General features: G+C 64.7%; 16 protein-coding genes. 10 read left to right on the top strand and 6 right to left on the bottom strand.

What is annotated here, in order from left to right; translation table 11 throughout:
* On the top strand, window positions 1–1,785 hold a 1,785-nt coding region (locus tag HNR40_RS41900; RefSeq protein WP_184971665.1), incomplete at its 5' end, for a tetratricopeptide repeat protein.
* Between the two features lie 100 nt (window positions 1,786–1,885).
* Here the strand turns inward: HNR40_RS41900 and HNR40_RS55525 are convergent.
* The gene (locus HNR40_RS55525) at window positions 1,886–2,140 is read right to left on the bottom strand and encodes a GntR family transcriptional regulator (protein WP_221341487.1); all 255 of its coding nucleotides are present in this window, start codon (window positions 2,138–2,140) and stop codon (window positions 1,886–1,888) included.
* Window positions 2,141–2,881: 741 nt separating this feature from the next.
* Here HNR40_RS55525 and HNR40_RS41910 point away from each other — a divergent pair.
* Window positions 2,882–3,322 (top strand): winged helix-turn-helix domain-containing protein, encoded by a 441-nt coding sequence (locus HNR40_RS41910; RefSeq protein WP_184971667.1) that lies wholly within the window; start codon window positions 2,882–2,884, stop codon window positions 3,320–3,322.
* Between the two features lie 7 nt (window positions 3,323–3,329).
* Here the strand turns inward: HNR40_RS41910 and HNR40_RS41915 are convergent, their stop codons facing one another.
* Together HNR40_RS41915 and HNR40_RS41920 are read right to left on the bottom strand one after the other, a co-directional pair.
* A complete protein-coding gene (locus HNR40_RS41915) occupies window positions 3,330–3,680 on the bottom strand; it encodes a signal peptidase I (protein WP_184971669.1) in 351 nt (116 codons plus the stop codon).
* A complete protein-coding gene (locus HNR40_RS41920; protein ID WP_184971671.1) occupies window positions 3,673–5,247 on the bottom strand; it encodes a transcriptional regulator in 1,575 nt (524 codons plus the stop codon). The genes HNR40_RS41915 and HNR40_RS41920 overlap by 8 nt, the downstream gene beginning before the upstream one ends.
* A gap of 340 nt (window positions 5,248–5,587) precedes the next feature.
* Here HNR40_RS41920 and HNR40_RS41925 point away from each other — a divergent pair, with 340 nt between their 5' ends.
* The 7 genes from HNR40_RS41925 to HNR40_RS53950 all read left to right on the top strand — a co-directional run bounded on the left by HNR40_RS41925 (window position 5,588) and on the right by HNR40_RS53950 (window position 9,454).
* Entirely contained in the window at window positions 5,588–5,776 is a 189-nt protein-coding gene (locus HNR40_RS41925; protein WP_184971673.1) for a hypothetical protein, read from the top strand.
* Window positions 5,773–6,090: a hypothetical protein gene (locus HNR40_RS41930; protein ID WP_221341488.1), complete on the top strand. Its 318-nt coding sequence runs from the start codon at window positions 5,773–5,775 to the stop codon at window positions 6,088–6,090. Before HNR40_RS41925 ends, HNR40_RS41930 begins: the two co-directional genes overlap by 4 nt.
* The gene (locus tag HNR40_RS41935; protein ID WP_184971677.1) at window positions 6,087–6,320 is read left to right on the top strand and encodes a hypothetical protein; all 234 of its coding nucleotides are present in this window, start codon (window positions 6,087–6,089) and stop codon (window positions 6,318–6,320) included. The genes HNR40_RS41930 and HNR40_RS41935 overlap by 4 nt, the downstream gene beginning before the upstream one ends.
* Before the next feature lie 171 nt (window positions 6,321–6,491).
* On the top strand, window positions 6,492–6,680 hold the full coding sequence (locus HNR40_RS41940; RefSeq protein WP_184971679.1) for a hypothetical protein: 189 nt from the start codon (window positions 6,492–6,494) through the stop codon (window positions 6,678–6,680).
* A 211-nt stretch (window positions 6,681–6,891) separates the two neighbouring features.
* Window positions 6,892–7,242: a hypothetical protein gene (locus HNR40_RS41945; RefSeq protein ID WP_184971680.1), complete on the top strand. Its 351-nt coding sequence runs from the start codon at window positions 6,892–6,894 to the stop codon at window positions 7,240–7,242.
* Window positions 7,239–9,245 carry a P-loop NTPase family protein gene (locus HNR40_RS41950; RefSeq protein WP_221341489.1) on the top strand — a complete coding sequence of 669 codons (2,007 nt, stop codon included), beginning with the start codon at window positions 7,239–7,241 and terminating at the stop codon, window positions 9,243–9,245. The genes HNR40_RS41945 and HNR40_RS41950 overlap by 4 nt, the downstream gene beginning before the upstream one ends.
* Window positions 9,242–9,454 (top strand): hypothetical protein, encoded by a 213-nt coding sequence (locus tag HNR40_RS53950; protein ID WP_221341490.1) that lies wholly within the window; start codon window positions 9,242–9,244, stop codon window positions 9,452–9,454. Before HNR40_RS41950 ends, HNR40_RS53950 begins: the two co-directional genes overlap by 4 nt.
* 776 nt (window positions 9,455–10,230) lie before the next feature.
* Here the strand turns inward: HNR40_RS53950 and HNR40_RS41955 are convergent.
* Both HNR40_RS41955 and HNR40_RS41960 read right to left on the bottom strand, forming a co-directional pair.
* On the bottom strand, window positions 10,231–11,655 hold the full coding sequence (locus HNR40_RS41955) for a recombinase family protein (protein WP_184971682.1): 1,425 nt from the start codon (window positions 11,653–11,655) through the stop codon (window positions 10,231–10,233).
* Between the two features lie 208 nt (window positions 11,656–11,863).
* Window positions 11,864–12,226 (bottom strand): hypothetical protein, encoded by a 363-nt coding sequence (locus HNR40_RS41960; protein WP_221341491.1) that lies wholly within the window; start codon window positions 12,224–12,226, stop codon window positions 11,864–11,866.
* Between the two features lie 86 nt (window positions 12,227–12,312).
* On the opposite strand from HNR40_RS41960, the gene HNR40_RS41965 reads away from it, so the two are divergent.
* Window positions 12,313–13,368, top strand: coding sequence for a LacI family DNA-binding transcriptional regulator (locus HNR40_RS41965; RefSeq protein WP_184971684.1), 1,056 nt, complete (start codon window positions 12,313–12,315; stop codon window positions 13,366–13,368).
* Here HNR40_RS41965 and HNR40_RS41970 read toward each other — a convergent pair.
* The gene (locus HNR40_RS41970; protein WP_184971686.1) at window positions 13,340–13,744 is read right to left on the bottom strand and encodes a hypothetical protein; all 405 of its coding nucleotides are present in this window, start codon (window positions 13,742–13,744) and stop codon (window positions 13,340–13,342) included. The two genes, HNR40_RS41965 and HNR40_RS41970, sit on opposite strands and share 29 nt — an antisense overlap.
* Window positions 13,745–14,238: the final 494 nt, after the last annotated feature.

The following is a 14,238-nucleotide window of genomic DNA, read 5'->3' on the forward strand; positions in this document are numbered from 1 at the left end:
GCTCTGACGGCGCTGGCGGAAGCGTTGGTCGGCGCTGGCGAGTTCGACCACGCTCGCCGCATCGCGCACACCGCCGAGACCCTTGCCCGCTCCATCACCAGCCCGCACTACCAAGCGTGGGCCCTGACGGCGCTGGCGGAAGCGTTGGTCGGCGCTGGCGAGTTCGACCACGCTCGCCGCATCGCGCACACCGCCGAGACCCTTGCCCGCTCCATCACCGACCCGGACTCCCAAGCTCAGGCGCTGACGGCGCTGGCGGAAGCGTTGGTCGGCGCTGGCGAGTTCGACCATGCCGAGACCCTTGCCCGCTCCATCACCAGCCCGCACTCCCAAGCCTGGGCTCTGACGGCGCTGGCGGAAGCGTTGGTCGGCGCTGGCGAGTTCGACCACGCTCGCCGCATCGCGCACACCGCCGAGACCCTCGCCCGCTCCATCACCAACTCGCGCTCCCAAGCTCAGGCTCTGACGGCGCTGGTAAAAGCGTTGGTCGGCGCTGGCGAGTTCGACCATGCCGAGACCCTTGCCCGCTCCATCACCGACCCGCGCTCCCAAGCTCGGGCTCTGACGGCGCTGGTGAAAGTGTTGGTCGGCGCTGGCGAGTTCGACCATGCCGAGACCCTTGCCCGCTCCATCACCAGCCCGCACTCCCAAGCCTGGGCTCTGACGGCGCTGGCGGAAGCGTTGGTCGGCGCTGGCGAGTTCGACCACGCCGAGACCCTTGCCCGCTCCATCACCAGCCCGCACTCCCAAGCTCGGGCTCTGACGGCGCTGGTGAAAGTGTTGGTCGGCGCTGGCGAGTTCGACCACGCTCGCCGTATCGCGCACACCGCCGAGGCCGTCGCCCGCTCCATCACCGGCCCGGGCTCCCAAGTTGAGGCGCTGACGGCGCTGGCGGTAGCGTTGGTCGGCGCTGGCGAGTTCGACCACGCTCGCCGTATCGCGCACACCGCCGAGACCGTCGCCCGCTCCATCACCGGCCCGGGCTCCCAAGCTCGGGCTCTGACGGCGCTGGTGAAAGCGTTGGTCGGCGCTGGCGAGTTCGACCACGCTCGCCGTATCGCGCACACCGCCGAGACCCTTGCCCGCTCCATCACCGACCCGGACTCCCAAGTTGAGGCGCTGACGGCGCTGGCGGAAGCGTTGGTCGGCGCTGGCGAGTTCGACCATGCCGAGACCCTTGCCCGCTCCATCACCAGCCCGGACTCCCAAGCTCGGGGCCTGGCGGCGCTGGCGGAAGCGTTGGTCGGCGCTGGCGAGTTCGACCATGCCGAGACCCTTGCCCGCTCCATCACCAGCCCGCACTACCAAGCGTGGGCTCTGACGGCGCTGGCGGAAGCGTTGGTCGGCGCTGGCGAGTTCGACCATGCCGAGACCCTTGCCCGCTCCATCACCAGCCCGCAGTACCAAGCGTGGGCCCTGGCGGCGCTGGCGGAAGCGTTGGTCGGCGCTGGCGAGTTCGACCACGCTCGCCGCATCGCGCACACCGCCGAGACCCTCGCCCGCTCCATCACCAACTCGCACTTCCAAGCTCGGGCTCTGACGGCGCTGGTGAAAGTGTTGGTCGGCGCTGGCGAGTTCGACCATGCCGAGACCCTTGCCCGCTCCATCACCAGCCCGCAGTACCAAGCTCAATCCATAATCATGATCGTGAGCCACTGTGACGTATCACTAAGTCGTCGAGTGCTCACCTGGGGCCTAACCATGGCCCCGTCAATCCATTTGCTCGAAACAATCACGAAAGTCGAGCCGTCCGCCATCTGTAGCCTTGCCGGGGCGATTGACTGAGCCTGTGCAGGGTGCGCCGATGGTCACCGCTGATCGGGTGGCCGTTCCTCGCAGCCTCGGCCACCAACGGCACCCTGCTTAGGGGTGGGTCCATCTCCCGCTATGACTCGTCGCGGGAAACCTCGCCCTGATCGGCCACAAACGACCCCAATCCCGGTTCGGTGTAGATCAAGCCGTCTTCGCGCAGTTGGGCGACGGCCTTCTGCGTCGTCGCGACGGCTAGGCCGAACTCGTTCATCAACGCCGTGATCGACGGCATGCGCTCCCCGGGCGAGTACTCGCCGGTCTTGATGCGCTCAGCGAGGATCTCATAGAGCTGCTTCCACCTGGGGATACTTGGCTTCCATACGATCACCTCAGCACGATAGGTGTGCTAGGCATTCCAGCGCATCGTTCGTGCTCTAGGTGCACTAGGTATTTCAGGTCTACTATACGAGACATGGAAGTACCCGAGTTCGACGTATGGAGAGACCAGGTCGGGGAGCTACGTGCCAGACATCGGGCGTCAGGTGTCGAGGTTCATGCCGACCATCCGCGCCGCCTCCAGTTCCTCGCTGCACGCGTTCTCTATGCATGGTTGGCGGGAGGGCGAGTGTGATCCCACCGACAACCCAGGCCGGCGAAGCACCAGCCCTACTCGCGCCCTACACCGCTACGTGGTCAGGCGAAGCAGTATCGAATCCCCTCATTTACGCCCATACCCCTGGATCTCAACCACTGTGCGCAACGACCACTGGGGGTGGGGTATGGCGATAACTCTGGGTGCTCTACTCCAGGCATTTCCTGGATGGCTGATCGAGGATGGCGCAGGCGGCGGATGGTATGCGGTGCGAACCGTTTCTGTCCCTCAAGGGAGACGGCTCTCGAACGTGCGCTGTGGCGCGACTCTGGAAGAGCTAGCCAAGCACTTGCAGCAAGAGATGCGGCTTCAGGAACAGCTTTTCCCGACCTCGCGTGGACGAGGGGTTGCGTGACCCTCCCTGTGGGTCGCGTGATCCTGGACGAGTACAACATATTCGTTCAATTCGACGAATTTCGCCGATTGACATATGTGCTCACATAGCAACTTATTGCCTTGCTTAGATTGGCGGCATCGATGGACGCGCAACCTGTGGGCTACGCATCAATCGCTAACTACCTGCGTACTTACATAAATGACGGATCGTACGAGCCGGGCAGCATGCTTCCGTCAGAATGGACATTATGCCGAAAGTTCGGCGTTAAACGCACAGCCGTGAGGCGCGCATTTATCGTTCTTGAGTGCGAAGGGCTGATCATTACGGTCCCAGCGAAGGGTCGTATGGTTAGGAGTGACTTCAGTGTCACGCCACTTCTCTACAGACGAATCGCGCGCGACCTTCGCGAGAAAATCCGCCGTGGTGACTTTGTTCCTGAATGTCCAATGCCAAGCGAGGCGACTTTGTGTCGTCATTACTCTGTGTCTCGCAATACTGTGAGACGAGCAATGAGCGAACTAGAGCGCGAAGGTATAGTTGTTGTCAGGCATGGATTTGGAAGGTTTATCCGCAGTGACTGAGGCATGATTAGGAAGTTGATGGCCAACGCACGCTGACCACTATTGAGTCAGTTTCCGCCCGCCAGCGATGATCGATACCGGGGCCATAGACTACATAATCGCCTTGTCGCGTGAGGGCAGCGACGCCTACAGACATATCAACGTAGAACTTCCCCTCGACTAAAATTACGAGGCATGTGTGTTCGCTGCCTGTAGTCCATTCGCGCTGTTGGCCGGCGGGATGAATTCCCCATTTAACTTCCAGGTCTTCAGTACGGCGGACGCCGCCTGCTGCCGAGTCCATGAAGTGTCCGAGTATCCAGCCTCTGTTGGTTTCAGAATCGTCGTGAGCATTGCCGATGTACCAGTTGTCAGCCATTCTCGCCACCCATCCTCGGTTCTATATTCGGGACATTTACCCGATATCCGCCAATCTCAGATAGCCGCCGCAAACCCTGCGTGAGTGCAAAGAGCCCCTCATTGCTCCACGCTGGATCAGCGATTAGGCCGTTAAGGGCGGCCCGATCCAGCGTCGAATAACGTCGTAGACCGTGCGACTCCCAATTGGCCTTGATGTGTCCACCGAAGTTCGCCCACCAATCCTCGTTTTCGATGACGATTAGGCTTGCGAACTCGCAATTACCGCTCACTAGATTGAAACCGAACCCGGTGCCTTCCACGCGCCAGTCCCCACCGCTGGAACGCTCATGAAGCCAGCGCATCGGTTCCGAGAGGCGGCTTGGATGCATCGGGTCCGCATCCATGAATTCCCCTAGCGTCGAATCGACGTCGTCGCGCCCGAAGAGCTCCTCCTCCATTTCTCGTTCTATTGTCGCGAGAAGACAGGCATCGCTGCTGTAATCAACTAGCGGCTCATGGAAAGCCTTAGGGATGACCGCGAGACGACGCGCAGCATTTAATACGTGGCCTGATCGCTCCTGAATCAGCAGTAGGTAGTCCGGTGAATCGTGACGCAATCTACGTCCCGGCCTGGCCACAGCGAATACTGTCGGTGTCCCTCCCGCACAAAGCCTTGCTCCCACGTTCACAGCAGAACGGACGTCCGGGAGATACCGATCACGCAACGGCAGTTGGCCGGCAGTGATATCAATACCCGCTACCAATGCGTCAAGGAGCTCGGCCTCCATTAGATCCATGGTCAGCGCATAGTTTACGAAGCGCGTTATCCCTAAGGAGCCTTCGATCCTTCCCGACTCAACGTTCACCTGATGAAGTCGATAGAGTGGAGCGTTGATAAGTCGGGCATTGGTTTGTATCGCAACTGCCAGACGATTGACTGCGGATTCCGCACCAAGAGCGTCCAAGTCAAATACTGGTTCATCGGTAATGCCCGTGAACTGTAGATAGTCGTCAGTGGATAGCGTGACTCTGATATCAAGCCAAGATGTCTTCGTTAAAACACTGGTCTCGATCACATCGCCATCAATGCGCGCCTGATATAGGCGGTACTCGCCGACATCTCGATAATAGTGCGCGAGCCCACGGGCTATTTGACCCTGCGAGATCCTTGCCCTAGCAAGCCCCTTGTCGTGGATGTCAATGGCGTTCAGCGACGACAATCTCTCCGCAACCAGGCGACGCGCTACGCCATGCTCCCACCCTGCCCCCTGATCCAACCATTCGAGTGCGGCAGCGATGTTGGCATCATCTGCTAGGCGTATCGCAGCCTCGTTTGCTTCCTCGGAATTGGTAACGACGCCCGAGAGAAGTTCGAAGCGGCGCTGTGCGCCTTGCGAGGCCCTTTCCAAAGAGATATCGAGTACCTGTTGCATCTCCGGGCGGGGGCTGAGGCTCGGGTTTTCATGCCACGAGGCAACAGTTCGGACACCAACACCAAGATGTGCGGCGAAGGTTTCATTACTCATACGTAGTGCGGCCTGTAGTGCGCATGCACGCCGACCCGTCCAGACGTCTACAACGGACATGAACCCCCCTCTAGAGAGGGTCGCCGCCGCAAAGAAGCCTGGTTAATGCACTGCTCCTGCACTGCTCCTGCACTGCTCCCGCATCGAATCTCTCGCGAATCTTCCGTTGAATTAGAGATGCGAGGAGATGAGCAAGAAGAAGCCGAAGCAGAGAGGTTATAGCGCGGCCAATTCTTCCAAGTACCCAACGAGTTGAAGAGAAGAATTCGCGCCCATTCGCTCACCATCCGACCTAGCCCGGCTGAGTAGGTGTCAGGAACTTGCACAGCGTAGCCCGATCGCACTCAACATGTCCGGTCCTGTCGGGATCTGGCCACAGCCTCGGAAGGAAGTGATCCACATGAGCCCTGCACCCCGCATAGGTCGCCGCGAAGGGATCGATGGCTTGCGTGCTCTCGCTGACCTGCTGGATTACTGCCCCGACACGTGGATGCCCAGTGAGTTGGTCGCCACGGTGCTGCTGCTGACCGCTGTGACGCTCCACCTGGTTGCCGAAGTCCTCCAGAACTGCTCTGCCGAAGGGAAGTGATCTCCATGAGTCCAACTGATGCCACCCGCCGACAGCAATTCATCGGTGATCTGCGCAGCCTGGCGACCTACCTCGAAGATCATGGCCAGGTTCCGATCCCCCGCCACGTCGGCATGTACCTCCAGGTCAACCCGCTCCTCGATTCCGAGGTCACCGACGAGAGTGGGGCGATCGCCGAGGTAGGGCGCATCGCGGAGATTCTCGGGGTTCCGGTGACGGTCCGTTCTGGCCATCACGTGGCCAAGCTCCTGTTCGGTCGTGTCGCGTACAAGGTCGTGGCGATTGAGGCGAGCGAACGGCAGGTCAGGCGATGACCGTGGACATCCCCGTCTTAGTCGTCCTGGTAGCCCTGCTGCTGGCTGTCACCACGGTGATCGTGTTCGCGGTCGTGGCGGTCTCCATTCGGTCCGAGGACAACCGCCGACGTCTGGACGGCACCGCTCCGAGTCACGCCGAGTGGATGACGCGCCGGCTGGTCGGTGCCTACTCCCGCCGCCACGACGACACCGCCGCGACGCGAAAGAAGGGAGGTGAACGCCCTTGAAGAACATCACTGTCCCCCGGAGCGTGCTTGGCGCGTGTCTGTGCGGCGCGGCCGTACTGCCTGACTGCCGTAGGTGTGTGAAGTGCCGTGCCCGCCACCGCTGGCACCGCCGCAAGGCCCTGCACGACGGCATCTGACACCCCTACGCCGAGTCCCTGAGAGGAGGTGAGCATGACTGTCTCGATTCCCCTGGTCGCCCTGCTGGGCGTGGCTCTGGTCATCGCCCTGCGGTTTCTCGGGCTGCGCCTCTGGCAGGCCATCGTCTGCACCCTGTTCGGATTCCTGCTGGCCGCTACCGCGCTGGCACCGGACATCCGGCACGTACTGACCGGTCTCATGGACCTGATCACCGGTCGCTGAACCAACAGCAAGCCAGGCTCGCCGACAACCAACACCAAGATCATTTATAGGTTAGCCGCGGGATGGGCCAGAACGCCTTTGACCTGCGAAAACGTGCCCGCGAGCCTCTCGCGAGAACACCCCGTTATGCCAGCGCCGCAGCACGCTGGCACCCCCCTTCCACAGGAGCCGCCCTTGACCCCGTACCACCGACCAAAGGAGGCGATCGCCGTTGACCCATCGACACCCGTACCCGGACGCTGATCTACAGGAGGTTCTCTCCCGCAACCACACCGCCGCCCACCTGCTGACCGCCCTCGCGCGTGCCACCCCCGCGCACTCGCCCATCTGGGACCACCTACACGTTGCGCTCGTGGACACGCGCACCCTGCTGGACGAGGTCGCAGGTTTGCGCGCCGAGCGCGCCGCCGACCGCCGCCGCCGTGCCGACCTGATCGCGGCCATGCGCGCCACGCTGGCCGCGCACGCGGAGGGCGAACGTGATCCGCTGTTCTACGTCCGTGACGAGCTGCACGCCCAACAGCGCGCCGACGCACGCCGGACACCCGGGGGTGCCGGATGAGTCCCGACCGCGAGCCCCGCCCGTCCGTCACCGCCCCGATCGGGGGGTTCACCTGGACGGAGCAAGGCCCGGCATCTGACCAGCCGGATGCCGCCGATGTCGTCGCAGACATCCCGGATCGCGACGACGACCAGCACGGGCACGACGACGAGTTTTTCGACCGGGAATCGGTGCCCGCTGGCCAGCAGGCGATCGGACCGCCGGTTGACCGACGCGATGACGACGCGCCGCCCGACCAGGTGGCGACCGGTCGCCACCGTGCCCCGATCCTGCCCCCGTGGATGCGCACGACGGCCGGTAGGCGCGCGATGCTGGCCTGGTGGGTCAAGGACGCCGCCTACGTCATCGGGTATCACGCGGTCAGAGTGCCCAAGTACGCGGGCAAGACCCTGTTGTATGCGCCCGTGGGGTTCTTCTCCGGCATAGCCGGGGTGCTGCGCTGGGCCAGCGCGGAAGAGGGCAACTGGGCGTTGCGGCAAGCCGCCGCCGACCGCGACGACGCGGCCACCTGGCTTCGGCTGGACAAGCAACGCGAGCGGCAATCACGCTGGCGCTGGTCGGTGCTGCTGCTCGGCATCATCCTCGCGGGCGTTTCGGTGCCCATCGTGCTGGCGCTGGACGTGACCGTGCCCGAACGGGTGTGGCTGGTGCTGCTGGCCGTGCTGGTACCCGTGCTGGCGCACGCCGGACGTCCGGCCGACAAGCCGATCACCGACCGAGTCAGCCAGGGTCCGCGCTACCGCAAGCTGACAGCTGAGCTGGTACGGCGTGCCCTGCTCAGCGTCGGTATCGCGGCGATCAATCAAGCCGTGTCCAAGGACCAGCACGCGATCAGCTTCCCGACCGACATCCACCGCGACGGACCGGGGCACCTGGCCATCGTGGACTTGCCGCACGGGGTCGAAGCCGCCGATGTCGTCGCGCGGCGCGGCCGGCTCGCGTCGGCCATGCGGCTGCCACTCGACCAGGTATGGCCGGACGTCGGCACAGACCACCCTGGACGGCTGGCGCTGTGGGTCGGCTACCAACCGGCCAGTAAGACGGAAACGCCGCCCTGGCCGCTCCTGAAGGGCGGCACCGTGGATGTGTTCCAGTCCTTCCCTCTGTTCACCACTCCGCGCTTGGAGATCATCAAAGCCGTTCTGATCTTCCGGAACTGGCTGATCGGCGGGCAGCCGGGCTCTGGCAAGACGAACCTGCTCCGGCTGCTGGTGCTGGCCGCGACGCTGGACCCGCGCGCCGAGCTACGCGGGTATGAGTTCAAGGGCGTTGGCGACTTCACCGTGGTTGAGCCGGTCTGCGCCGAGTACGGCAACGGCCAGGATGACGAGACGATCGGGCGGGCCGCAGCGCTGATCAAGTGGCTCTACCACACCGAATGCCAGCAACGCGCGGCGAAGATCGCCCACTATCACGCGCTGGGCATGGCCCCCGAGAACAAGGTCACGCCCGAACTGGCCTCCCGAAAGGACTCGGGACTTCACCCGCTGGTGGTGTTCCTCAACGAGGCCCAAGAGCTGTTCCAGCACAAAGATCACGGTGCCGAAGCCGGGGAACTGGCCGAAAAGGTGATCAAGCTCGGGCGTGCGCTCGGCGTGATCCTGCTGCTGGACACCCAGATTCCGGACAAAGACAGCCTGCCCACGGGAATCACCCGCAACATCAACACCCGCGTGTGCATGTCGGTACGTGACCAGGTCGCCAACGACATGATCTTGGGCACCGGGATGTACAAGGCGGGGTACCGCGCGACCGTGTTTGAGCCTGGCGACGATGCCGGGTGGGGGTGGTCGTCGGGGTCGGCAGGCCGGGTACCCGCCGCAGTTTCGAGGTCAACGCCGATCAAGCCAAACAGGTCGTCCAACGGGCGATCAATGCGCGCGTCGCCATGGGCACCATGCCCGCACCCGCCACCCAGACCCGACCCGAACCCCCCGCCTACGATCTGCTATCCGATCTCGCGAACGTCTGGCCAGCGGGGGAGGAAGCCGCCTGGAACATGAACCTGTGCGAACGACTGGCCGGCCTTCGGCCGCACATCTACGGCGGCTGGCGCTCCGAACAGCTCACCAGCGCACTCAAGCCACTCGGGGTCAAGGTCGGAGCGATCGGCCGACGCATCGACGGCAAGAAGCACACCAGACGGGGAATCTACCGCTCCGATCTTGCCGAAGCCATCGCGGAACGTAGCCAGAACCGCCCTGGCAACTGATCAGAATGGGTGCTTCCGGAAGCACCTGACCCTGCTTCCGGAAGCACCCCCGCTAGCACCCGCAAACATGCTCTGACCAGGCTGGTAGCAGATAGCAGCCAATCCGTCGACCAGTCCCGCAACCCCCACAGGAGGTGGTTTCTTGACCCCAGACACGTTCCTCGCTTCCACCGTGATCATCCTTCTCAGTCTCGTCATGCTTCTCGCGCTGCGTTACGCCTACCTGTGCTACGCCCGCCCTTTCCGCGAGCACACCCGATGCAAGGGCGCCGGCCGCATCCCCTATCTGTTCGGTCGTGGCTGGCGCTTCTGCCCCCGCTGCAACGGCATTGGATACCGGCTCAGGATCGGACGCCGCCTCTGGAACCACGTCCGCAGGCTCCAACGGGAATCCGCCGCGAAAGATGCACCGACCACCGACACGCCCAAGGAGGTAGGCCGCGCAACGAACAACACCGCTGAAAGACCAGAACCGGGGGGAGTGACCCCGGCGACACGCAGCCCCCGTACCGATCAGACCGAAAGGAGGTGAGGCCCCATCACAACCCAACCCGCAGACAACCCGGAACCGGAAGAGGTGAACGCCGCTAGCACACACGACCAAGACGACGACGTGGTGATCCTGTCGCCCGAGGACTTCAGGCTTCCCGTAGTACTGCGTCACCTTGAAGCCGGAAAGCACGTCCGCATCCGGCCCGACCCCGAGCCCCCGGCATCGTCCCGCACCTGACAACAGTAATGCGCCGCCCTGGAGTCCCCCAGGGCGGCGCTTTCGTCTAACGCCGGAAACACAAGCCGTCGCCTAGATCGACAATCCTCGTGTCTTCTCCGCTCTCTGTGGTGACCGGTGCGAGGTCGATTTCCCATCGTCCCTCGTGATGGGCCAGAGTCAGCCCCCATGCCTGTTTCGCCGCTAGTACCATGCCCCGCTTGACGGTGTCGTCACCGTCACTCCACATCTGGGCTACCGTCTGCCCGGTGGGGGCGTAGTCGAAGGAGTCCGGCACGACGACGAACCCCCTGATACGCGCCTTGATCTCTTTGCGTTCGGCGATCATCGCGTCTAGCTCGTCGTCATCGTCGGTGACGCTCAGCCGTGCCTGGACTTTGCTGAGTGAGGCGTTGAGCGCGTCAAGCTCGTGCGCGTTACCGGCTACGCGCTGGAAAGCGAGAATCTCGGTCGTGTCGCTTGCGAACATGGCTTCAACGAGACTGGTGATCGGTTGAGCCTCGCACCCCTTGAATCTCCCGCACGCCAGACGTTGCTTCCTCTTGCCGTTGCAGCGCAGCTTGGGCGTGCGCCTGTTGCCCGAAGGCAACTTGCCCGCGTTGATGTAGAGCTTCCCGTCACACTCGGGGCAGTCGAGAACGCCAGAGATCCAGTCAGCGGGACGCGCCACCGGGCGACCGCCGACGTTGACGCGCGCTTGGGTCTTGTTCGCGTCGAGAACCTTGTTGGCCCGCCACCACAGGGCGGAATCCACCACCGGAGTCACCGTGTGCTGCCACGTCTCCGTAACCCCCCGGTGCCTGTAGGAGCACTCGATAACGCCCGTGTGGGCAGCGGCGAACCGGAGCACGGCCTTGATCGTTTCTGCCCAAATCCCATACGCCCGCCCAACAGAGGCGATGGATTCACCGTCCGCCACCCGCCGCAAGATGTCGTTGACGGCTTCCGGATCTTTGCAGTACGCCTGCCGGGAGTAGCGCTTTCCTTTGGTGGCCCAGAACATCGGCAACGGGCCATGATGGGCACGGTTGTCCCGCACCATCATGATCCCCCGGTAGGTCGTGTCCTTGACCTCGCGGGACTTCTCCGCATTCGCGTGCTGCGCGACCAAGGTCACGATGCGGCCAGCGAAATCCGTCCGCCCGAACTCCGGCTCTGCGATCGCAACCACATCGCCACCCGCCGCACGGATCGCCAGCAGGATCTCTGCCTGCACATCCAGATCTTCGCGCCGATCGAGCCTGGACGATTCCGTGACGATGAGAGTGGTGTACTCCCCGCGCTGGATATCCGCGATCGCGTCACGGAGGGCGGGCTCTTGAGTGCCCGCCGACGCGCTATAGCCCCGCAGCCGGAAGGTCTTGACGATGGTGATGCCGTGCTCTTGAGCGTGGGCCTCAATGGCCTGGATCTGCGACGCTTCATCCTGGCTGCCCGTGCTGACTCGGGTGAACGCGGCGGCGAGGGTCACGGCTGGGGTCCTTCCCGGTGGCTTGTCTCCCTACACCGTGCACACTACCCGGCAACCTATGGTCGCTTCTCACGTCGCACGTGGTCCCCGCCGTTACGGCCCCTGATTGGTGTACCGATGCACCAACAGAGACCTAACATCCACCCGTCCTCCCGGTGAACTCGCTGTTGACCACGGCAAGAGGCGTCCCTATGGTTGGTGCATCGATTCATCGGCGCCCTTCCCCCCAGAACTGAGAGGCATCCCATGGACCTGACGAGGCCATCGACAGCCCGTGGAGCAGCCAGCCGGCGTCCAGGTCGTGGTCGGGCAGGTGCGCCTTGCCCCAGTGCGGATAGGAGATCGCGGTCGAGATCCAGCGCCATGCCTCCTCCAGGTACGCGCGGTTGCCGGTCAGCCGGTAGGCCAGGGCCAGGTTGGCGGCGGCGGGGCCGAAGTAGGTGATGCTGGCGCGCGGGTGCTCGGCGGGCGGCTTCTGGCGGCGGTACCAGTCACACTGTTCGTGCAACCGGCGCCACTGCGCGGCGTGCGTCGTGGTGAGCAGGTCCCTCAGGCCGTCGACGGGAAACACACGACCTCCTTGTGCAACGTTTTACCAAGGCTTCACCCTAGACCATGGGCAGCAGGGACCTCCACCAGGGCGCTACAATGACCGCCATGAGCGGTGCAACGATCCACCAGGTAGCGAAGGCCGCGGGCGTCTCGCCCAGCACCGTGTCCAACTTCCTCAACGGCCGCCCCGGCCGCATGCTGCCGGAGACCAGGGCCAGGGTCGAGGAGGCCATCAGGCACCTCGGCTACCGGCCCAACCGCGCCGCGCGGCAGTTGCGCACCGGGCGGGTCCAGGTGGTCGGGCTGGTCGTGCCGTCGGTGGCGAACCCGTTCTGGGGCGCGTTCGCGCTCCACCTGGAAGGGGCCGCGCTGGCCGCCGGCTACCACGTGCTGCTCTGCAACAGCGCCCGTGACCCCGAGCGCGAGCGCGCGTACATCGACGAGCTGTGGGCCGACGGCATCCGCGGCGTCGTGCTCTGCTCCTCGCTGCCCTCGCTCGACCACGTGCTGCCCCTCGTCGAGCAGGGGCTCAACCTGGTGGCCTTCGACCGCACCGCCCAGGCTGGCGACCCGTCCCGCATGGTCAACATCAGCGTCGACAACGTCATCGGCGCCCAGCTCGCCACCCGCCACCTGCTGGAGCTCGGCCACCGCCGGATCGCGTTCGTCTCCGGCGCGCTGCGCAGCGTCAACCGGCGCGAGCGCTTCCGCGGCTTCCGCGACGCGCTGGAGAACGCCGGGCTCTCCCCCGACGACGCCATCGTGTGGTCGGGAGCCGCCGACGAGCCCTACGGCGACCTCGACGTGGCCGGGCTCGGCAGGCGCGCCGCCGCCGACCTCATGCGCGGGGACGACCCGCCCACCGCGATCGTCGCCATCAACGACATGTGCGCGCTGGGCGTCAGCGCGGGCGTGCGCGACGCGGGGCTGCGCGTCGGCCAGGACGTCTCCGTCGTCGGCTTCGACGACATCGTCCTCGCCGACCTGGCCGCGCCGCCCCTCACCACCGTCCGCCAGCCCATGGCCGACATGGCCGCCGCCGCGTTCACCCACCTGCGCGAGTGCGTCGAGTCCGACGAGCCGGCCACCGGCCGCTCGCTGCTGATGCGGCCCGAGCTGGTGGTCAGGGGCTCTACTGGCCCCGTGCCACCGCCGCGGTGAGCAGCACCAGCACGAACGTCGCCACCCCCGCCACCCCGTGCAGCAGCACCGCCAGCACGGGCAGCCGCCGTTCCGCGCCCCTGGCGTGCCGTCCCGCGCCGAGCCAGCGCGTGAACAGCGTGAACCCCAGCAGCGCCGCTCCCGCCAGCACCCCGAACGCCGCCCAGGCCAGCACCCGGTTCCCGGTGAGCAGGAACGCGACCCAGCAGGCCAGCGCGCAGATCGCGAGAGCCGGATGGGAGAAGATCAGCGCCACCGGGAAGCGGGTGACCTTCGTCGCCTGTTGTCGCAGGCCGCCGCCCGACAGCCAGAGGTAGAGCAGGTAGATGCCGACGATCGCAGTGAACAGCCATGTCACGACAGTGACCAGACCCACCGGGCCTCCTTGTAGTCCCCACGCCCTATCGCCACGTTAAGCACAAGTCATCACGTACGTCTTTCAGATCCACCAAAGCGCTATATCCCCCACCAACCACCTGCCCGCCCCGTCCTGCGCCCTTCCACCCCCCAAACCACCACATTCCCCACCACACCCTTTTCCCGCGCCCACCTCACCCGCCCGCCCACGCACACCCTTCCCGGCCCGAACGCACACCCTTCCCGCCCCCACACCCTTCCCGGCCCGCTCACGCACACCCATGCCCACGCACCTCGGCACACCACCACCTGGCACACCGGCTCTTCCAAGCGCACTGAGCACATCCCGGGCAAGCGCCCCATCCCGCACACGCCCTCCTCCCCACCGCTCTGGCGCACCCACCGCTCTGCGCACGCCCGGTCCCCAGACCCGCCTCGCCGCATGGGCCCCTGACCGGGCACGTGCCCTGCCTCCGGGAGCGCACCACCCCTCTCCCGCGCAATCCGGCACCC

Source organism: Nonomuraea endophytica (assembly GCF_014203235.1).
Taxonomy (GTDB): Bacteria; Actinomycetota; Actinomycetes; order Streptosporangiales; family Streptosporangiaceae; genus Nonomuraea; species Nonomuraea endophytica.